Origin of the sequence: Noviherbaspirillum autotrophicum, assembly GCF_000818395.1 — a bacterium.
GTDB lineage: Bacteria > Pseudomonadota > Gammaproteobacteria > Burkholderiales > Burkholderiaceae_D > Noviherbaspirillum > Noviherbaspirillum autotrophicum.
Map to the genome: position 1 here is coordinate 1,511,595 of NZ_JWJG01000028.1, position 17,318 is coordinate 1,528,912.

The 17,318-nt window shown below is 58.1% G+C and carries 24 protein-coding genes; 19 read left to right on the forward strand and 5 right to left on the reverse strand.

All coding sequences use genetic code 11. The features are described 5' to 3' along the window. Window positions 1-45: 45 nt before the first annotated feature. Window positions 46-756 carry a LexA family protein gene (locus TSA66_RS08315; RefSeq protein WP_040038639.1) on the forward strand — a complete coding sequence of 237 codons (711 nt, stop codon included), beginning with the start codon at window positions 46-48 and terminating at the stop codon, window positions 754-756. 15 nt (window positions 757-771) lie between these two features. Here TSA66_RS08315 and TSA66_RS08320 read toward each other — a convergent pair whose 3' ends face one another. Further along, window positions 772-1,026: an Arc family DNA-binding protein gene (locus TSA66_RS08320; protein WP_040038640.1), complete on the reverse strand. Its 255-nt coding sequence runs from the start codon at window positions 1,024-1,026 to the stop codon at window positions 772-774. Between the two features lie 78 nt (window positions 1,027-1,104). Between TSA66_RS08320 and TSA66_RS08325 the strand changes: the two genes are divergently transcribed. From TSA66_RS08325 to TSA66_RS08385, 14 genes are all read left to right on the forward strand, one after another. Continuing rightward, window positions 1,105-1,383: a hypothetical protein gene (locus TSA66_RS08325; RefSeq protein WP_157691545.1), complete on the forward strand. Its 279-nt coding sequence runs from the start codon at window positions 1,105-1,107 to the stop codon at window positions 1,381-1,383. Between the two features lie 190 nt (window positions 1,384-1,573). Next, on the forward strand, window positions 1,574-1,798 hold the full coding sequence (locus tag TSA66_RS08330) for a hypothetical protein (protein ID WP_157691546.1): 225 nt from the start codon (window positions 1,574-1,576) through the stop codon (window positions 1,796-1,798). After that, a complete protein-coding gene (locus TSA66_RS26810; protein WP_157691547.1) occupies window positions 1,795-1,935 on the forward strand; it encodes a hypothetical protein in 141 nt (46 codons plus the stop codon). Before TSA66_RS08330 ends, TSA66_RS26810 begins: the two co-directional genes overlap by 4 nt. Further along, window positions 1,932-2,228, forward strand: coding sequence for a hypothetical protein (locus TSA66_RS08335; protein ID WP_040038643.1), 297 nt, complete (start codon window positions 1,932-1,934; stop codon window positions 2,226-2,228). The genes TSA66_RS26810 and TSA66_RS08335 overlap by 4 nt, the downstream gene beginning before the upstream one ends. Before the next feature lies 1 nt (window position 2,229). Then, window positions 2,230-2,421: a hypothetical protein gene (locus TSA66_RS08340; protein ID WP_040038644.1), complete on the forward strand. Its 192-nt coding sequence runs from the start codon at window positions 2,230-2,232 to the stop codon at window positions 2,419-2,421. Window positions 2,422-2,443: 22 nt separating this feature from the next. Beyond that, window positions 2,444-2,794: a hypothetical protein gene (locus TSA66_RS08345; protein WP_052451986.1), complete on the forward strand. Its 351-nt coding sequence runs from the start codon at window positions 2,444-2,446 to the stop codon at window positions 2,792-2,794. After that, window positions 2,791-3,621 (forward strand): DUF2303 family protein, encoded by an 831-nt coding sequence (locus TSA66_RS08350; RefSeq protein WP_052451987.1) that lies wholly within the window; start codon window positions 2,791-2,793, stop codon window positions 3,619-3,621. The genes TSA66_RS08345 and TSA66_RS08350 overlap by 4 nt, the downstream gene beginning before the upstream one ends. Before the next feature lie 331 nt (window positions 3,622-3,952). After that, on the forward strand, window positions 3,953-4,150 hold the full coding sequence (locus TSA66_RS08355) for a hypothetical protein (RefSeq protein ID WP_040038645.1): 198 nt from the start codon (window positions 3,953-3,955) through the stop codon (window positions 4,148-4,150). Then, the gene (locus TSA66_RS08360; RefSeq protein WP_040038646.1) at window positions 4,147-4,413 is read left to right on the forward strand and encodes a DUF3310 domain-containing protein; all 267 of its coding nucleotides are present in this window, start codon (window positions 4,147-4,149) and stop codon (window positions 4,411-4,413) included. Before TSA66_RS08355 ends, TSA66_RS08360 begins: the two co-directional genes overlap by 4 nt. A gap of 2 nt (window positions 4,414-4,415) precedes the next feature. After that, a complete protein-coding gene (locus TSA66_RS08365; protein ID WP_040038647.1) occupies window positions 4,416-4,898 on the forward strand; it encodes a hypothetical protein in 483 nt (160 codons plus the stop codon). 27 nt (window positions 4,899-4,925) lie between these two features. Continuing rightward, the gene (locus tag TSA66_RS08370; protein WP_052451988.1) at window positions 4,926-6,665 is read left to right on the forward strand and encodes a DNA cytosine methyltransferase; all 1,740 of its coding nucleotides are present in this window, start codon (window positions 4,926-4,928) and stop codon (window positions 6,663-6,665) included. Beyond that, complete coding sequence (locus TSA66_RS08375) at window positions 6,662-6,949, forward strand: hypothetical protein (RefSeq protein WP_040038648.1); 288 nt, start codon at window positions 6,662-6,664, stop codon at window positions 6,947-6,949. The genes TSA66_RS08370 and TSA66_RS08375 overlap by 4 nt, the downstream gene beginning before the upstream one ends. Beyond that, window positions 6,946-7,623 (forward strand): hypothetical protein, encoded by a 678-nt coding sequence (locus TSA66_RS08380; RefSeq protein WP_040038649.1) that lies wholly within the window; start codon window positions 6,946-6,948, stop codon window positions 7,621-7,623. Before TSA66_RS08375 ends, TSA66_RS08380 begins: the two co-directional genes overlap by 4 nt. A gap of 12 nt (window positions 7,624-7,635) precedes the next feature. Beyond that, window positions 7,636-7,869: a helix-turn-helix transcriptional regulator gene (locus TSA66_RS08385; RefSeq protein ID WP_040038650.1), complete on the forward strand. Its 234-nt coding sequence runs from the start codon at window positions 7,636-7,638 to the stop codon at window positions 7,867-7,869. On the opposite strand, the gene TSA66_RS08390 is transcribed toward TSA66_RS08385, so the two are convergent. Then, entirely contained in the window at window positions 7,853-9,139 is a 1,287-nt protein-coding gene (locus tag TSA66_RS08390) for a tyrosine-type recombinase/integrase (protein WP_040038651.1), read from the reverse strand. The two genes, TSA66_RS08385 and TSA66_RS08390, sit on opposite strands and share 17 nt — an antisense overlap. Window positions 9,140-9,280: 141 nt before the next feature. On the opposite strand from TSA66_RS08390, the gene mutS reads away from it, so the two are divergent. Continuing rightward, window positions 9,281-11,974, forward strand: coding sequence for a DNA mismatch repair protein MutS (gene mutS / locus TSA66_RS08395; protein ID WP_052452179.1), 2,694 nt, complete (start codon window positions 9,281-9,283; stop codon window positions 11,972-11,974). Next, on the forward strand, window positions 11,971-12,909 hold the full coding sequence (locus TSA66_RS08400) for a hypothetical protein (RefSeq protein WP_052452180.1): 939 nt from the start codon (window positions 11,971-11,973) through the stop codon (window positions 12,907-12,909). The genes mutS and TSA66_RS08400 overlap by 4 nt, the downstream gene beginning before the upstream one ends. Before the next feature lie 88 nt (window positions 12,910-12,997). Here TSA66_RS08400 and TSA66_RS08405 read toward each other — a convergent pair whose 3' ends face one another. Continuing rightward, the gene (locus tag TSA66_RS08405; RefSeq protein WP_040039661.1) at window positions 12,998-13,543 is read right to left on the reverse strand and encodes an FKBP-type peptidyl-prolyl cis-trans isomerase; all 546 of its coding nucleotides are present in this window, start codon (window positions 13,541-13,543) and stop codon (window positions 12,998-13,000) included. A 97-nt stretch (window positions 13,544-13,640) separates the two neighbouring features. On the opposite strand from TSA66_RS08405, the gene TSA66_RS08410 reads away from it, so the two are divergent. Continuing rightward, window positions 13,641-14,762, forward strand: coding sequence for a ribosomal protein uL16 3-hydroxylase (locus tag TSA66_RS08410; RefSeq protein WP_040039662.1), 1,122 nt, complete (start codon window positions 13,641-13,643; stop codon window positions 14,760-14,762). A gap of 222 nt (window positions 14,763-14,984) precedes the next feature. After that, complete coding sequence (locus tag TSA66_RS08415; RefSeq protein WP_040039663.1) at window positions 14,985-15,254, forward strand: hypothetical protein; 270 nt, start codon at window positions 14,985-14,987, stop codon at window positions 15,252-15,254. An 84-nt stretch (window positions 15,255-15,338) separates the two neighbouring features. Here TSA66_RS08415 and TSA66_RS08420 read toward each other — a convergent pair whose 3' ends face one another. Both TSA66_RS08420 and bamC read right to left on the reverse strand, forming a co-directional pair. Continuing rightward, window positions 15,339-16,112, reverse strand: a complete 774-nt coding sequence (locus TSA66_RS08420) for an MBL fold metallo-hydrolase (protein ID WP_040039664.1) — start codon at window positions 16,110-16,112, stop codon at window positions 15,339-15,341. Between the two features lie 12 nt (window positions 16,113-16,124). After that, complete coding sequence (gene bamC / locus TSA66_RS08425) at window positions 16,125-17,273, reverse strand: outer membrane protein assembly factor BamC (RefSeq protein WP_040039665.1); 1,149 nt, start codon at window positions 17,271-17,273, stop codon at window positions 16,125-16,127. Window positions 17,274-17,318: the final 45 nt, after the last annotated feature.

The following is a 17,318-nucleotide window of genomic DNA, read 5'->3' on the forward strand; positions in this document are numbered from 1 at the left end:
AACTTTTGCATTGCCACTATAAATACTTGTGCTTATGGTTCCACCATGACGACAATCCACGAACGAATTAAGACAAAGCGGCTTGAACTCGGCTTGACCATGGACGAACTGGCCAAACGGGTCGGCGTCTCCAGTTGGCAAACGGTTCAGCAATGGGAGAAAGAAGGCGGGACGGCACCTAAGCGATCCCGGTTAGATGCCGTTGCCCAAGCACTTAATGTGACGGTGGATTGGCTGCTTTCCGGACCTGATATTGTCGTAAGAAGTGGCAACACCATTATGGTCGCGGAGATCAAAACTACAGGTCGCAAGCCAGACTTCAATGTCCAGGACATTGAATCCAATCAAAAGCCCATTCCTCTGATCTCATGGGTCCAGGCAGGAGACTGGTGCGAAGCTCAAGATCAATACAACGTCGGCGATGCCGAAGAATGGATTGCGTGCCCTGTTAAACATGGCCCACGCACTTATGCCCTACGGGTTAGAGGCGAAAGCATGCGGAATCCTGGCAGCAAACCATCCTTTGACGATGGAGACGTTATCTTTGTCGACCCGGATCGCGCCGCAGAGCACAAGTCGCTCGTGATTACAAAACTCGAAGAAACTAATGAAGCTACTTTTAAGAGGCTTCTCATCGATGGAAAGAGCTGGTATTTGGAGGCGCTAAATCCCTCTTGGCCCAATCGCATCATGCCAATTAAGGCAGATGCTCATGTCTGCGGAGTGGTGATAGCTCGCCTTGAGAGCTTTGTCTAGCACCAAATAGCACCTTTACCGCGCTATTTCTTGGCCAAATCCACCGATACTTATCTCGATTCTGCCAGGGTCATTTCTTCTGATCAGCTCTTGTACTAACTCACCTGTCGTAAAGTCAGCCAATTTTTTTTGATCTGCGGCAAAGCTCTCTATCAATCGCGCCAAGATTTCGGCATTCAATGATCTCTGTGACTTCGCCACAGATTGATCAAGCTGCTCTTTTATATCCGTTGGAATTCTTAAACCGAACGGCACGATGTCTTTTTTCATCGCCGTAGTTTAATAATCCGATACTTCACAGAATAGGTGCAAAGTGCAACTATTCCCGTGTGGCAATCATGCCGCAATGTGAAAAACAATCAAGAAGGTATTGAAATGGATATGGGATTTGACATTCTGCACCAGGAGATGACCGCTACCGAGGACTTGACACTTCGAGCAGGTGAACTTGCAGCGCTCGGGTGCCTCATTCAAACAGAATCATTTAACGGCATGGCGCCAGAAATAAGGGCGAGCACAGCCCGACTTCTAGGGAAAATCATCACTGAGGTGAATGACCTTATCCCCCGAGCGCTCAACGAAAGCTGCCCCGAGCCTATCTGCCGCAAAATTAAGCGCCCTTCTTAATTCACCACTCGCCCGGTTTCCATCGGGCATTCTTTATGCGAATTTCAGAATAAAAACATTTCCACATATAACAGCAATGTCTAAGAAAAGCCGGTAGCTCCACACTAGTTTTCCTTGTCTTACTAGTTTTTCTAGCGCACAATATCTCCGTCGCGCAACACTTCGTTGCGGAAACACGATGGAGGCAGAGATGGCGCAGCAGAAGCCAACCCCGAAGGAAGTCGTCAGCCGCATTCAGCGCGCAATTGATTCCGGCATTGATCATGTCCAGGGCGAAGCAACGCCGGAACAACGCGCCGCCGCTTTCGTCGCCTATTTCTCCGGCGCACTCAAGAACATCGTCAGCGAGGAATTCGGCGACAAGCTGTTCAACCTCGTGCTCAGCAGGTCCACTGAGACGACAGGTGCCGCATGATTCACTTCAACGTCTTCGTGCGCACCTCCAGCTGCCACTACGCCTATAGCGCCCTCCACAAGTGCGCCGCCGATGCGATTGCCGATGCAATCGACCTGTTTGGCCCGTGCTACGTCAGCGTGAAGGCGAAGCAATGAGCACCGTCCGCATCCGCTGCAGCGCTCCAGACCCCTACCAGGGCTTGCGCGGGCGCGCCTACATCAATGCGCGCGGGCTGACGCCGAAGATTGGCCCGATGCGCAATATTCAGGTGGCCGAGGACTGCCGCTGCCGGGCATGCGAGCAGGCCCGCCTGTTGCCCGCCGTGCTCGCGATCTGCGAATCGCACGAGCGCCGCAAGATCACCGACCGGCCGCAGCCGATGTGGAACAACATCGCAGACGAGTCGCTGCACGAGCTGCTCGATCTGCCCCTGGTGGCGAGGATGTGACATGGCTGCGCGTATCGCTCCGACCCGCATGTCGCTAGAAATTGCACACCGCAACTTGAACGTGACTCTGCAGCTGGACGACATGCTCAAGCACCCCGCCTACCGAATCATTCTTGAAAACGTCGCGCGCCGGCACATGCAGCACCTCGCGCGGTTTGATGCAAAAAAGCTGCAAGCAAACGACCTCGATTAACCACCAAAAAGAAGGGAGAACCATGGGCACGAAAGCCTTTGCCGTGTTCCTTCAGGACTTGCGCGATGGTCGCGCACATTCTGAGTTATCCGGCCAGCTCGAGGAGCTGATCACCAAGGTGAAGGAAACCGGCAAGGCCGGCGGCCTCACGCTGAAAATCAAGATCAAGCCCGCCAGCCGCGGCGGCGACGTCGACAAGGTTACCGTCACCGATGCCATCACCGTCGACCTGCCGAAACCGGAGCGCGGAGAAGACTTCTTCTGGCTCACCGACGACAACGACCTGTCGCGCAACCACCCCCGTCAACAAAACCTTGAGCTGCGTGAAGCACCGCAGACCAAGCCGACCAACCTGAAGGAAGCAAGCAAATGAATCAGCACACCCATATCAACGATTCCGCACTTGGCCAGGCCGGCGCACTGATGGTCGCTGCATCCGAAATTAAGCAGGCCGGCGAGGCATCGTTCCTCTTGGTGCCCCAGCATTTTCAGCATGTTGACCTCACGGCCGCGATCGAAAAGGCCAACCCGGCGCCTTATCGCAAAAAGGGAACCGTCGCGCTGACCAGCATCGAAAGCTTCAACGTGTACGTGAAGGATCAGGCACGCCAGCAAGGCACCTACATCTACGCCGATCCGGACGCCCGCACCTTGACTGCCGTGTTCAACGATCACGAGTACGGCGAGCGCAGCACCGATGCCGGCTGGCGCGACTTCCGCGCGGTCTACAACGCCGAGCTGAGCCGCGAGTTTGCCACCTGGTTGAAGAACAACAAGCAGCCGATGGAGCAGGAAGTATTCGCCGTTTTCCTCGAGGACAACATTGCCGACGTCGTCGAGCCATCCGGCGAAACGCTGCTGGCCATCGCCCTCACCTTGCAGGCCAAGACCGAAGTCAACTTCAACAGCAGCAAGCGCCTGGACAACGGCCAGGTGCAGCTGACCTACACCGAGAACATCGATGCGCGTGCTGGCGCCGGTGCGATCGAGATCCCTCGTGAATTCGCGATTGGCTGCCGCCTGTTCAAGAACGGCGAAGGCTACAAGATCCGCGCGCGCTTGAAGTATCGCCTGGGCGGCGGCAACGTCAAGTTCTGGTACGAGCTGGATCGACCGGAAAACGTGATCGAGGACGCCTTCAGCGCCTACGTCGAAAAGGCCAAGGAAACCGGTGTCAAGGTCCTGATCGGCAAACCCTAGCAACCATACCCCGTGAGCGAAGGGGCGTAGTACGGCAAGGGTGTGGCTGGAGGTGAGCTGTGGGAAAACCTCTACGAAGTGCCCAAGCGCAGCTGCCGGCCCCGATGACGACGACGCCGAGCCCGACGAGCGCGAAACAGTCGGATGCGGTCCGCAAGGACGCCGGAAAGCGTAACCGGCACCAACAAGAGAGCGGACTCAACTTTTTCATTCCGGAAGATGCGAGGCATCCCGCCTCAAGTCCGCTCCCTTGTTGGTCATAACCAGAACAACACTCCCGGAGCCGGCGGGCGGGAAACGTACCGGCACCAGACACTTATTCGAGGCAGCAATGAAACGAAAAATCACACCCGGCGCCAAGGTCGCCTTCGACAGCGAGGAAGGTCCGCAGACCGGCATCGTCGCGGATATCAAGCCGCATATCGGCAACGGCCAGCGGATCGCCCTCGTCCGCGTTGAAGGCACGCTTTGCGGCGCACCGTGGCAGGTCCCGGTCAATGAACTGCAGCAGCTGAAGAGCGCAGCATGAGCACGACGGCAGCCGTGGCGCATGACGCCGTCAATCATCCGAAGCACTACATCAGTCATCCGAGCGGCGTGGAGTGCATCCAGGTCACCGAGCACATGTCGTTCAACCTGGGCAACGTGGTCAAGTACCTGTGGCGCGCGGACGAGAAAGGCGCGCCGCTGGAAGACCTGAAGAAGGCGCGCTGGTATCTCGACCGCGAGATCGCCAAGCGCGAGGCCGCTGCCGACAAGGTAGTCACGATTCTGGACAACGACGGAGCGTAACTATGCCCGCATCAAAGAAACCGCGCCACAAGCGCAAGGTCAAGACCACCGGCAAGCGCACGTTGCGCACCCAGCCGTGGAAGACACACGCGGTTTTCCGGCCGCTGGAAGCAATCCTCGACCAGCTGGAGAACGAAGGCACGCTCGTTGTCGTCGCACGCGGCAAGCAGGCCGGACTTCCCGTATTCCGTGTTGACGGCGAAAACACCTGGTATGCCGTCGGCCCGGCCCTACGCGGCCTGATCGAAACGTTCGAGCTGCACGAACAGCGCTCCGGCCGCGTAATGCCGCTGGAGCCGTTGCGGCGCCTGGTGACCAAGCTCGACGTCGATATGCCGATTTTCGAAGAAGACACCAAGGCAGTGCGCGCATCGATGGCCGTACTGATTGAAGAATCACACAACCTGCCGCGCGATTACGCTGCGGATCTGGTCCAGGTTACGCAAACCGCAATTGAATTCGACCGATTGAAAGAGGCGGCATAACCGTCGCCAGCATTCAAGGGATAACGTATGAAGCGCGACATCTTCACCATGTCACTGGATCTCGGCCACGAGCTGGCGATCGACAACTTTGCCGGTGGCGGCGGCGCATCCACCGGCATCTCCATGGGCTTGGGACGCGAAGTCGACGTGGCCATCAACCACGACGGCGAAGCGCTGGCCATGCATGCAGCCAACCATCCGACGGCAGCGCACTACACCGAGGACGTCTTCAACGTGCACCCGGGCTTTGTTACGCGCCAGCTGCCCATCGGTCTCGCCTGGTTCAGCCCGGACTGCAAGCACTTCAGCAAGGCCAAGGGCAGCAAGCCGGTCGAAAAGAAGATTCGCGGTCTGGCATGGGTGACGCTGAAATGGGCAACGTTCCAGATGCCGCGCGTGATCGCGCTCGAGAACGTTGAAGAGTTTCAGGACTGGGGGCCGCTGGGCAGCGACAACAAGCCGCTGAAAGCAGAGAAAGGCCGCACGTTCAAGGCCTTCGTGCTGGCGCTGACCACCGGCATTCCGACAGACCATCCGGACCTGAACGAAATTTACGACGTGCTCGGCCATGACTTCCCGATCGAGCGCCTGCATGCAGGTCTCGGCTATAAGGTCGAATGGAAAGTGCTGCGCGCCTGTGATTACGGCACTCCGACTATCCGCAAACGCCTGTTTCTAATCGCACGGCGGGACGGTCGTCCGATTGTCTGGCCAACACCGACGCACGGCGACCCGAAGACCGACGCCGTCAAGTCGGGAAAGCTGCAGCCGTGGCGCACCGCCGCCGAGTGCATCGACTGGTCTATTTCTTGCCCGTCGATTTTCGAGCGCAAGAAGCCGCTGAAGGATGCGACCTTGCGCCGTATCGCCAAGGGCATCATGAAATTCGTGGTGAACACTGATAGTCCGTTCATCGTCGGTGCCGGCGGGCCGATCTATTCCGGCAAGCCGACATCGACGGACAAGCCGTTCGGCACGCTGACCACTGAGAACCACCGCGCACTGGTCCTTCCAACCCTGATGCATGTGACGCATCAGGGAGGTGACCGGACCGCATCGATTGAAACCCCGATTGCTACCGTAACCGGCGCAAACCGTGGCGAGCAGGCGCTGATTACAGCCCACATTTCCACCTACTACGGCGATAAGCGCCCGGGTGACGTGCGCGGCTCCAGAATGGACGAGCCGATTGGCACGCAGACGACTGAAAACAGGCATGCCGTCGTGTCCGCATTTCTCGCCAAGCACTATGGCGGCCATGAGACTCCCGGCGCCTCGCTGCCAGATCCGATGAGCACCATCACGGCACAAGACCACCATGCACTTGTTGCATCCCACCTGGTGAAGCTGCGGAACAACCAGTTCGGGCAGGACGCCCGCGAACCAATGCCTACTCTGACGGCCGGCGGCGGCCACGTTGGAGAAGTGCGCGCCTTCCTGGTCAAGTATTACAGCGAAGGAGGCCAATGGCAGGACCTACGCGACCCGATGCATACGATGCCGACAAAGGACCGCCTCGGCTTGGTGACCATCCGCGGCGAGGACTACGCGATCGTCGACATCGGCATGCGCATGCTGACGCCGCGAGAGCTGGCGCGCGCGCAGGGTTTCCCTGACAGCTACATCCTCGATCCGGTCGTCAACGGCAAGCCGCTTTCCAAATCGGCGCAGGTCCGCATGATCGGCAATAGCGTCTGCCCGCCGATGGCGGCGGCACTTGTTGAGGCGAACTTCGCACATGAGCAACAGATCGCGAGGGCAGCATGAACGATCGCCAATTTTCTCTGTTCGATACGACACCTGACGCCTTGCCGCGCATCGATTGGACCAGCCAGGTCTACAGCAAGGAATACAACGCTGCGCTCAACGCCATGCTGATCGATGCATGCCGCCAGCAGCCAAAGTCCACGGCCGATCTGCACCAGGCGCAACTGGCGGAGTTCGGGCTCGGAGAAATCCCGCTGGGATGCCAACTCACCTTTCTAGCGGAAATCGGTAAGCTCCGCCGCAAGGTGGATAAAGCCTTTGTTTCGACATGGAGCGCAGCATGAAAGAACGCCCTATCCTTTTCAGCGCGCCGATGGTGCGCGCCATCCTTGACGGGACCAAGACGCAGACGAGGCGTGTGGTGAAACCGCAGCCGGTACTCAGACGTGACCTCAGCGTGTCGGACAACGAGCTTGCATGGCAATTGTCGCCAGGCTCTTTCATCATCTGTCCGAACACTCGTGCACCGGAGGACTTCGAGAAGCGCAGTCCCTACGGACAGCCAGGCGGCCGCCTATGGGTGCGGGAGACCTTCTGCCCGATCTACCCGCAGGATCCGACCTACAACGGTGGCGAGCCGATCGAGTACGACTATGCAGCCACCTACAAGCACGGTGACCGGCTTGGCGACTCGCTCGGTATAAAGAAGGTTTGGAAGCCGTCGATCCACATGCCACGCGCCGCCTGCCGCATCGTCCTGGAGGTGACCGGCGTACGTGTTGAGCGGCTGCAGGACATCAGCGAGGCGGACGCGATCGCCGAGGGCATTGAGCGCAGCGGAGAGTGCAACTGGTGCGACTACCTCGATTATGGATACAACGACTTCACCAACGCCAGGTATAGCTACCGCACGCTTTGGGAATCGATCAACGGCGCCGGCAGCTGGAATGCCAATCCGTGGGTGTGGGTAATCGAATTCAAGCGCGTCGACGCCGGCGCAATGAAGCAAGCAGCATAGTTGGAGAAACCGATGAGCGCAGTATTAAAACCGATCTATTTGGACCTGCCGACGGTGGCGTCTGCAACGTCGCTGAGTGAAGCCAGCGTCAAAAAAATGGTTCGTGAAAACCTCTTCCCGAAGCCCCGAATGCTTTCCGGCCGCCGGGTCGCATGGCTGCTGAGGGAAATTGAGGAGTGGGCAGAAGCGCGTCCTATCTCCGACCTGCTCCCGCCGCCGAACGCCGGCGTCAGGAAAGAGAGTTAAGCGTGTCATTCCAGCGGCGCAGCCACTCGACGCGCTCGGCATCGTATGAATGCCGGTTGTACACACCCTTCACGCCTGGCTGCATATGCCCGAGCACAGCTTCGGCCACGGAATCCGGGCATCCGAGCGCAGCCAGCTGCGTGCGCACCGTGCGGCGCAGGTCATGCGGCGACCAGCGGGTCACCGGGAAGCGTGGACGCACCCGCTCCGGCAGCGTCATGGAATATGGCATATGCCAGTGCACGGACGTCTGAATGACCTTCTGTTGGATGTGCTTCTCCTTGCTAACCTGTGACTGGAACAGGTACCCGGTCTTATAAAGAGCATTCCGCCGCAGTACGATTTCCCGCGCTTTGCCAAATAACGGCACCCGCAGATCTGTCGCGTTGTCATGGCGTGCATTCTTCGTTTTCGACTTCGGGCACGTCCACCATACGACGTCGTCAGCCTCGACACTGATCTCCTCAGCCGTCATTTGCACCAGCTCAGCCCCGCGACACCCCGTCCAGATATAGAGAGTAAGTACGTCGCAGACGTTGCGGCTCAAGTTCGGGAGAAAAGGGATCAGCTTGCGGAGTTCGTCCAGGGAGAGGTGGCGCTTTTCTACACCGACATATTCACCCTGCAGTTTTTTTCCCTTTGAACGCAATTTCCCACGCATGACCCGGCGCCACCAATTTTGCGTTGTTTCCGGGATCCGGCCGGCATCGAGGGCATAGTCCCACGCCGCAGCCAGCTCGGCGCGCAACTTCCCGGCTTGCACAGGAATTTCGGCGTAGCTTTCCAAAAGATCAAAGGCCGCAGCACGAGTTACCTTTTCAGCCGGCGTAGTTTTAAACTTCTGGTCGATCATGACGTCAAAGGTACGCCGCACTTCCTTGACGCCCCTTTCCTTACGCACGCGGTCCAAGTGCTTACAGTAGTCTTCGCACAACCTCTCGACGGTGTAGGTCTGGGCCTTTTCCCGTTTGCGCTTGATCTCCTCGGCGACTCGAAGTTCAGTGCGCTCGGACTTCTTTTCAGCGGCAATATCCTGCCCCTGGCTGCGCGCTTCCCTGGCCTGTTCCCACTCGACCACGGCCGCGTGGAATGACATCGCGGGCCACCTCCCGATCTTCACCTGTTTCATCTTTCCGTCGACTGGGCTCTTGTACCGGTACGTCCACGTCTTGAACTGTATGCTCGACTCCAGACGCAGCCCCGGATGGTCTGCAAAGGTGATATGCTCCCCGGGTTTCAGGAGCTTGGCTGTTCTGGCGTCAAAGGTCATTTTGGCGTAGCTTTTATAACCGCCGGAGTGTCGGCGTAGGTCGCACGGAAGTAGAAGACCTAAAAGTTACGCTAAAACCTGAACTGTTGCAATCTGTTGTTATCCGTTCTTATCTGAACGGCGAAAAGAGGTAAATAGGGAATGGATAAGGAAATCAAAGAGTTAGGCGAGATTTCTGATAGGAATCAGGGACTTAAGAAGGACCAAATTTCCGGCCATACACCTATGATGCAGCAGTACCTGCGCATCAAGGCAGACTATCCGGACACCCTCGTGTTCTACCGGATGGGCGACTTTTACGAGCTGTTTTTCGAAGACGCGGAAAAAGCCGCGCGCCTGATCGGCATTACGCTGACGCAGCGCGGCTCATCCAACGGCGTCCCGATCAAGATGGCGGGCGTGCCGTTCCACTCAGTCGATCAGTATCTGGCCAAGCTGATCAAGCTCGGCGAGTCGGTCGCGATTTGCGAGCAGATCGGCGATCCGGCGACAAGCAAGGGGCCCGTCGAGCGCAAGGTGGTGCGCGTCATCACGCCGGGCACGCTGACCGATTCCGACCTTTTACCGGAGAAAGCCGAGCGGCCACTGCTTGCGTTATGCACGCTTGCGCAGCGCAAGAACGTGACGGTCGGCCTGGCCTGGCTGTCGATGGCGAGCGGTGCGCTGCGGCTAATGGAATTCGCCGGCGACGCAAAGTCATTCGACACGCGCTTGAAGCAGGAACTGGAACGCATCGCACCGGCGGAAATCCTGATCACCGACGACGCCGAACTGATGACGTTACAGGCACAGGGCAAGTTCACCTCGGCACCGCAATGGCATTTCGACTCCGAGCACGGCAAGAAGGCCTTGCTGGAACAGCTGGGCGTGGCATCGCTGACCGGCTTTGGCGGCGACGGGCTGGGCGCCGCTCTTGGTGCTGCCGGAGCCTTGCTGCGCTACGCCCAATCGACCCAGGGCAAAGGCCTGCAGCACGTGCGTAGCCTGACAGTCGAATCGGAAAACGAATTCATCGGCCTGGACGCGGCAACCAGGCGCAATCTGGAACTCACCGAAACCATACGCGGCCAGGAAGGGTCGCCGTCGTCGCCGACCCTGTTCTCGCAACTGGATCACTGCAGCACCGCGATGGGCTCGCGCCTGCTGCGGCACTGGCTGCATCATGCGCGCCGCGACCAGGAAGTCGCCAAGGCGCGCCACGCGGCGCTGAATGCCTTGATGCGCGCTGATGCATCGACCGGGCTGTCCGCATCGCTGGCCGCCATTCCCGACATCGAGCGAATCACCACGCGTATCGCGTTGTTGTCAGCGCGTCCGCGCGACCTCGCGGGGCTGCGTGGCGGCTTGCAGCAATTACCGGCGTTGCGCGATTATGTCGCCCTGTGCGACACGGATGGCGCTGCGCCGCTGCTGAGATCCATTCAGCATGCACTGGCAACGCCGTGCGAGTGCCTGGACCTGCTTGAACGAGGCATTGCGCCCGAGCCGGCATCCATGGTGCGCGACGGCGGCGTCATTGCGCGCGGCTTCGATGCCGACCTGGACGAACTGCGTGCGTTGTCGGAAAACGCCGGCCAGTTCCTGGTCGACCTCGAGACGCGCGAACGCGCACGAACCGGCATCGGCAACCTGCGTGTCGAATACAACAAGGTGCATGGCTTTTATATCGAAGTCACGCACGGCCAGACCGACAAGGTGCCGGAGGATTACCGGCGCCGCCAGACGCTGAAGAATGCGGAACGCTACATCACGCCGGAGCTGAAAGCCTTCGAAGACAAGGCACTGTCGGCACAGGAGCGTGCGCTGTCGCGTGAAAAGCACCTGTACGATCAATTGCTCAACGAACTGGCGCCCCACATCGGCGCGTTGCAACGCATTGCACAGGCTATCGCACAACTCGATACGCTGGCGTCGCTGGCCGAGCATGCGATGCGTCACAACTGGTGTTCACCGCAGCTGGTGCCGGAACCGGCCATCCGCATCGAGCAAGGCCGCCATCCGGTCGTCGAAACCCAGATCGAGCGTTTCATCGCCAACGATTGCGAGTTCAACGCCGAACGCAAACTGCTGTTGATTACCGGTCCCAACATGGGCGGCAAATCAACCTTCATGCGCCAGGTGGCGCTCATTACCCTGCTCGCCTATGTCGGCAGCTTCGTGCCGGCGACCAGCGCGGTAATCGGCCCGATTGATCGCATCTTCACCCGCATTGGCGCGGCGGACGATCTGGCCGGCGGGCGCTCCACTTTCATGGTCGAGATGACGGAATCGGCAGCCATTCTCAATGGCGCTACCGAGCATTCGCTGGTGCTGATGGACGAGGTCGGGCGCGGCACTTCGACCTTCGACGGCCTTGCGCTAGCCTGGGCGATTGCGCGTCATCTAATCGAGACGACCAGGAGCTTCACGCTGTTCGCCACCCATTATTTCGAACTCACGCAGTTGCCGGAAACCCATCCGAGCGCGGCCAACGTGCACCTCTCCGCCGTCGAGCACAAGGACAGCATCGTCTTCCTGCACACCGTGCAGGCGGGACCGGCATCGCAAAGCTACGGCCTGCAGGTCGCTCAATTGGCCGGCGTGCCGCAGTCGGTGATTCGCGCCGCGCGCAAGCATCTGGCAGCGTTGGAAGCACAGTCGGTGCAGGCGACGCCGCAATTCGATTTATTCGCAGGAGCGCCGGACACCGCGCAGGCGGACGATGACGAGCCCGTGTCTGGCGGCACGGTCTCGGTGCTCGTCGATGCGCTGGCCAGCATCGACCCGGACGCCCTTTCGCCGCGCGAAGCGCTCGACGAGCTGTACCGCCTGAAAAATCTGGCCGCTACACAATGAAAAGACAGCTTCTGAGATATGCCGCGCTGTGCGGCTTTAGCCTGCTCCTGCCGCAGGCCGCGGCAAACGCAAAGGAATTCAGCTTCGCGGTCATTTCTCCGCCGGTCAAGGCAGCCATGACAGAAGGGATATTGAGCGAGGCGATCGATCAAGCCGACTCCGGCAATCTGGCTTTTATCGTCGCCAACGGCATCAAGGCCGCCGACGAACCTTGTACCGACAGCCTCTACAGCGACAGGAAAACATTGCTGCAAACTGCGCGAAAGGATCTGATCGTTTCGCTGGCGGCAAGCGATTGGGCGAAATGCATCGGCGAGAACGGCAGATCGTCGGCGGCCGCAAAGCTCAACCGGGTGCGCGAGCTGTTTTTCACGGATGAGTTTTTCTTTGACGGCGGCATCCCGGTCATTAGGCAATCCGCTACGGCAAAATTTCGAAGCTACGTGGAAAATGCGCGCTGGGAAATGGGCAATATCATGTTCGCGACCCTTAACCTGCCGAGCAATAACAACCACTACGTATTCGATGCAGGACGCAACAGCGAATTCGAAGACAGGCTGATCGCCAATCGTGATTGGCTGCACCGCATTTACATCTATGCGATGCGCAAAAAACTGGCGGGAATTGTGTTGTTTTGCGACGGCAATCCGCTGTCTCCGCCGGCAAACAGCGCGGACAGTCCAGTCAGGCGCGACGGCTTTGTCGAGACGAGGCGCTATCTCATGAATCTTGCCGCAAAATTTCCTGGGAAAATCCTGATCATCCACAATGCGGAAGACAGCCGTGCCTCCCTGCTGCCAGCCATTACCTGGCACCGCAACATGGGCGAACTGGCGCTCGCCCCGGGCTTGCTCAGGCTAACAGTCAAGTCGTCGTCACCCGCACTATTTGTCGTGATCAAGGAGCCGCCGCACGCGGCGAATCACCGCCAGTAGCCATGCCCACACCGGCTTTCGCGTGTAGTAATCGCTCAAGCCGTGTAATACCTGCACGGGCTAGTGGCAGGTCAGTACTGCAGATGTTTCACTGCAGCGGAACGCTGCGGAACTGGTCACCCTCGTCATCGTCACCGAGATCATCTCCATGATGATGGCCGTGCTCGCCATGCACATGCTGATGCGCCACCTCCTCTTCGCTGGCATTACGCACACCCGCCACATTCAGAGAGAAGCGCAGCGCCATCCCGGCGAGTGGATGATTCCCGTCTAACACCACCTTGTCGTCCGCGATATCGGTGACAGTAAATATCAGCGATTCTTCGCCTGCCTCTTCGCTGTCCGGCGTGCCTTCGAACTGCATGCCGATTTCCACTGGCTCCGGCAAGCGGTTGCGCGGCTCAATCTTGATCAAGTTCGGATCGTATTCGCCAAAGGCATCTTCCGGCTCGACCTGAATCGTTGTCTCGTAGCCGACATCCTGGCCGTCGAGCGCCTCTTCGATCTTGGGCAAGGTATTTTCATATCCGCCGTGCAGATACACCATTGGATCACGGCTCTCCTCAATCAGATTGCCTTGAGCATCCGACAATTTGTAGTGAACCGTCACTACGGTATTTTTGGCAATCTTCATTGACATTCCTTTCAGTTAATATTGCCGCGATTATACTTGGCTGCCTCATTTCGCATCTTCGCTCAACCTGCAATAGCCGTGCCTATATAATGCGCCCATGAAAAAACTTACTCTACTCGGCGGAATCACGCCGCGTCAGTTCCTGAAGGAATACTGGCACAAGAAACCGCTGCTGATCCGGCAAGCGATTCCTGGCTTCAAGCCTGCCCTGTCGCGTGACCAGTTGTTCGAAATGGCACGACGCGATGATGTCGAATCGCGCTTGATCTGCCATTTTGGCAAGCAATGGCAGATGCAGCACGGACCGCAAGGCGAACTGCCAAGCCTCGACAAGAAAGGCTGGACCATGCTGGTCCAAGGCGTCAACCTGCATGACGACAAGGCGGATGCCTTGATGCAGCAGTTCCGCTTCATCCCCGATTCCCGCCTGGACGACTTGATGATCAGTTATGCGACCGATACCGGTGGCGTCGGGCCGCATTTCGATTCCTATGATGTATTCCTGCTTCAAGCGCACGGTCAGCGGCGCTGGCGCATCGGGCCGCAGAAAGATCTCACGCTCATCGAAGGCATGCCGCTGAAAATCCTGAAGAATTTTCAACCGGAACAGGAATTCGTGCTGGAACCAGGCGACATGCTGTATCTGCCGCCCCATTATGCGCACGATGGCATTGCGGTGGGCGAATGCATGACCTACTCCGTCGGCTTTCGCACCCCCTCTTATCAGGAGCTTGGCGAAGGTTTCCTGCAATTCATGACGGAATCAATTGAGTTGTCGGGCAGGTATGCCGATCCCGACTTGGAAATGACTAATCATCCGGCTGAAATCAGCCGCGCGATGCTTTCGCGCGTTGCAGCGGAACTGGAAAAAATTCGCTTCAGGGAAGAAGACATCGCCATCTTCCTGGGCGAGTATTTGTCGGAACCGAAGCCAACCGTGTTCTTTACGCCGCCCGCACGTCCGATGACGATGGAGCGCTTTACTCAAGCCGCGTCCAAGCGTGGCATCGTGCTGTCGCGTAAGACCAGAATGTTGTATCGAGGTAAGCATCTGTTCATCAACGGGGAGTCGTTTATGGTCAGCCGCTCTGATAAGGCAGCGCTGACTGCATTAGCTGACGGTCGTCGACTGGACGGAGCGGAAATTCCACAAGTTTCTCCGGATGTGCTGGAGGCGCTATTTACCTGGTATCGGGATGGCTGGCTCGAGCTTGCGTGATGACGCCAATGTCATGTTGTAAGCTTACAAATCACTTACCAAAAAGAAAAACCATCCTGTCTTGTTGCAAAAAAACACGATATAATTGCGAGTTAGGAAGTTTTCTCGTATCGCATCGCAGCAATCCTGCATGCATCAATCGACGAAAATACCTATAGAGCGATAATTACCGGTAATTATTCATCGCATAATTTTTTGATAAAAAATCTTGAAGGAAAAATCATGAAAAAGACTCTGTTGATCGCTTCCCTGCTGGCTATTGCTCTGGCTGCTTGCGGCAAGAAAGAAGAAGCTGCTGCTCCGGCCGCTCCGGCTGAAGCTTCTGCTCCGGCTGCTGCTCCGGCTGCTTCCGCTGAAGCCGCTGCACCGGCTGCTGCTCCGGCTGCTGACGCTGCTGCTGCTCCGGCTGCTTCCGCTGAAGCTGCTGCCGCTGCTCCGGCCGCTTCCGCTGAAGCTGCTCCGGCTGCTGCTAACGCTGCTGCATCCAAGTAATCCAGGATTGCTTGCACAAAAAGCCGGCCATTAGGCCGGCTTTTTTATTTTCCAGTCAAAAATCCCCCTCGCCTAAGCGTGTGCTCAGTCACCGGCACAAATCCAACCGAAGCCATCTTCCTGACAGGCAATCAATATTTCGATATCCCCAGCAGCGCCAGCCAGGGCAGCATGGGCCAATTCCGGCATATTATTTTGCTTGCTTAAATGAGCGCCAACGATCGTCTTCAAGCGCGACTTGTCCAGCATCTGGAGAATGTGCGCCGTCGTATCGTTCGATAAATGGCCATAGGCGCCGCTGATGCGCTGCCGTAAGGATGGCGGATAGGTAGAATTTGCCAGCATTTCGCGGTCGTGATTACACTCCAGCACCAAGGCATCACACCCACCCAGCACCTCCACCAAATGCGGCGTCGAATGCCCTGCATCTGTCAAGACGCCAAGCCTCGCACTCCCGTCGCTGGCAACATACTGAACCGGCTCGCGCGCATCGTGCGGCACTGTATATGGCGTCAGTTCCAGGTCGTCAATGACAAGACGTTCGCCATCACGGCAAAAATTGAAGGTAACATCGTCGCAATGCTTTTGCACCGCCTGATAGGTGCCGTAACTGAGCCAGACGGGAATGCGATGGCGGCGCGCAAACTTGAATACGCCACCGACGTGATCCTGATGTTCATGGGTGACGACGATGCCTGCCAGATCGGATGGGCTCGTACCGAGCCGTTGCAGGCGCCGTTCAGTCTCTCGGATGGGAAATCCGCAGTCAAGCATGACCGTGGTGCGTGTCGTACCTGACGCAGTGGAAATCAGCAGCGAGTTCCCTTCGCTGCCGCTTCCTAAACTAGCAAACTTCAATAATGCGCTTTGTTACTTCAGTTGTTCGTTTAACAGGGACAGGATTTTGTCCGCAGTGGATGATCTGTCCGGCTGCCCTTCGTTGTTCAAGACTGCGACCTGGCTGACCGTGCCGCTGCCCTTGACCGAGACGCGATAGCGCTGCGCCTTGGCCTTGTCATCCGAACTGGATGAGAATAATTTGGAAAGGAAACCCTTCTCGGACTTGCCATCCTGTGCAGGATCGACGTACCGGACGAAGTACAGCCCCTGTGTGCGGTCGCGGTCTTCCACGGTAAAGCCGACGCGATCCAGCGCCAAGCCAACCCGGCGCCATGCGCGGTCGAAGCCTTCGTCAACCTGGACGTATCCGCCATTGCCCTCTTTGACCAGCTTTGCGCGCAGCGGTTGCTCCGGCGCCTTCTCCACGCTCATCTTGGCGCGCGTGGTGTCGGTGCCGAGACGGGCCATCAGGCGCGACAGGAATTCTGCTTCCAGCTCCGGATCCGACGGGCGCGGCGTCCACATCGTACTATCTTTCTGCTGGCCGACCAGCACTTCCTGCATGCCGCGATGGCTGATATAGATTTCAGTTCCGCCATCCGCCGTGCGCTCCAAGCGAGTACGGAACTTGTCGCGTTCGCCAGTGGAGTACAGCGAATCGAGTGCCTTGCCGAGGGTTTCGCGAAGTATGCCCTGAGGGATCTTGGCGCGATTTTCAGCCCAGTCGGTTTCCATCACGCCGGCTTGCGGTTTTTCCACGTTGATCAGAAAACCGGAGTCCTGCCAGAAATCCTTAATCTGCGGCCACACCGCCTCCGGCGGCTGCTTGACTACCAGCCAACGCTGATTGCCGGCACGTTCGATATGCATGTCCTGCACATTGTTCTGCGCCACGGTGGTGGCCGCCGTAGTGGCTGCCGGGCTTGCGGCCTGTTGCTGCGAATAGGTGGAAGCCGTAGCAGTTCCGCGGTTTGCTTCCGGGATCGCATAACGATTTTCGCGCTGCAACTGCGTCAGATCAGGAGGCACTTCCAGCGTCGGAGCCTTGCCAGCGCTCTTGTAATCGACCTTGCCCGGCTCCAGCACCGAGTCGATTGAGCCGCAACCGGCCAAGCCGGCGAGCGCCAGCGCATAGATGAGCCCGCGTTGAGTCAGGCGAGAGTTCTTGCAAATAGTCATGTCGATGCTGAAAGAGGTAAGGCTTTGTCTTGCCGTGTAGTTTCC

What these genes read in the sequence shown, in the direction of transcription:
- TSA66_RS08315 (WP_040038639.1), top strand. Translation starts at nt 46, where the DNA reads ATGACGACAATCCACGAACGAATTAAGACAAAGCGGCTTGAACTCGGC.
- TSA66_RS08320 (WP_040038640.1), bottom strand. Translation starts at nt 1,026, where the DNA reads ATGAAAAAAGACATCGTGCCGTTCGGTTTAAGAATTCCAACGGATATA.
- TSA66_RS08330 (WP_157691546.1), top strand. Translation starts at nt 1,574, where the DNA reads ATGGCGCAGCAGAAGCCAACCCCGAAGGAAGTCGTCAGCCGCATTCAG.
- TSA66_RS26810 (WP_157691547.1), top strand. Translation starts at nt 1,795, where the DNA reads ATGATTCACTTCAACGTCTTCGTGCGCACCTCCAGCTGCCACTACGCC.
- TSA66_RS08335 (WP_040038643.1), top strand. Translation starts at nt 1,932, where the DNA reads ATGAGCACCGTCCGCATCCGCTGCAGCGCTCCAGACCCCTACCAGGGC.
- TSA66_RS08340 (WP_040038644.1), top strand. Translation starts at nt 2,230, where the DNA reads ATGGCTGCGCGTATCGCTCCGACCCGCATGTCGCTAGAAATTGCACAC.
- TSA66_RS08345 (WP_052451986.1), top strand. Translation starts at nt 2,444, where the DNA reads ATGGGCACGAAAGCCTTTGCCGTGTTCCTTCAGGACTTGCGCGATGGT.
- TSA66_RS08350 (WP_052451987.1), top strand. Translation starts at nt 2,791, where the DNA reads ATGAATCAGCACACCCATATCAACGATTCCGCACTTGGCCAGGCCGGC.
- TSA66_RS08355 (WP_040038645.1), top strand. Translation starts at nt 3,953, where the DNA reads ATGAAACGAAAAATCACACCCGGCGCCAAGGTCGCCTTCGACAGCGAG.
- TSA66_RS08360 (WP_040038646.1), top strand. Translation starts at nt 4,147, where the DNA reads ATGAGCACGACGGCAGCCGTGGCGCATGACGCCGTCAATCATCCGAAG.
- TSA66_RS08365 (WP_040038647.1), top strand. Translation starts at nt 4,416, where the DNA reads ATGCCCGCATCAAAGAAACCGCGCCACAAGCGCAAGGTCAAGACCACC.
- TSA66_RS08370 (WP_052451988.1), top strand. Translation starts at nt 4,926, where the DNA reads ATGAAGCGCGACATCTTCACCATGTCACTGGATCTCGGCCACGAGCTG.
- TSA66_RS08375 (WP_040038648.1), top strand. Translation starts at nt 6,662, where the DNA reads ATGAACGATCGCCAATTTTCTCTGTTCGATACGACACCTGACGCCTTG.
- TSA66_RS08380 (WP_040038649.1), top strand. Translation starts at nt 6,946, where the DNA reads ATGAAAGAACGCCCTATCCTTTTCAGCGCGCCGATGGTGCGCGCCATC.
- TSA66_RS08385 (WP_040038650.1), top strand. Translation starts at nt 7,636, where the DNA reads ATGAGCGCAGTATTAAAACCGATCTATTTGGACCTGCCGACGGTGGCG.
- TSA66_RS08390 (WP_040038651.1), bottom strand. Translation starts at nt 9,139, where the DNA reads ATGACCTTTGACGCCAGAACAGCCAAGCTCCTGAAACCCGGGGAGCAT.
- mutS (WP_052452179.1), top strand. Translation starts at nt 9,281, where the DNA reads ATGGATAAGGAAATCAAAGAGTTAGGCGAGATTTCTGATAGGAATCAG.
- TSA66_RS08400 (WP_052452180.1), top strand. Translation starts at nt 11,971, where the DNA reads ATGAAAAGACAGCTTCTGAGATATGCCGCGCTGTGCGGCTTTAGCCTG.
- TSA66_RS08405 (WP_040039661.1), bottom strand. Translation starts at nt 13,543, where the DNA reads ATGAAGATTGCCAAAAATACCGTAGTGACGGTTCACTACAAATTGTCG.
- TSA66_RS08410 (WP_040039662.1), top strand. Translation starts at nt 13,641, where the DNA reads ATGAAAAAACTTACTCTACTCGGCGGAATCACGCCGCGTCAGTTCCTG.
- TSA66_RS08415 (WP_040039663.1), top strand. Translation starts at nt 14,985, where the DNA reads ATGAAAAAGACTCTGTTGATCGCTTCCCTGCTGGCTATTGCTCTGGCT.
- bamC (WP_040039665.1), bottom strand. Translation starts at nt 17,273, where the DNA reads ATGACTATTTGCAAGAACTCTCGCCTGACTCAACGCGGGCTCATCTAT.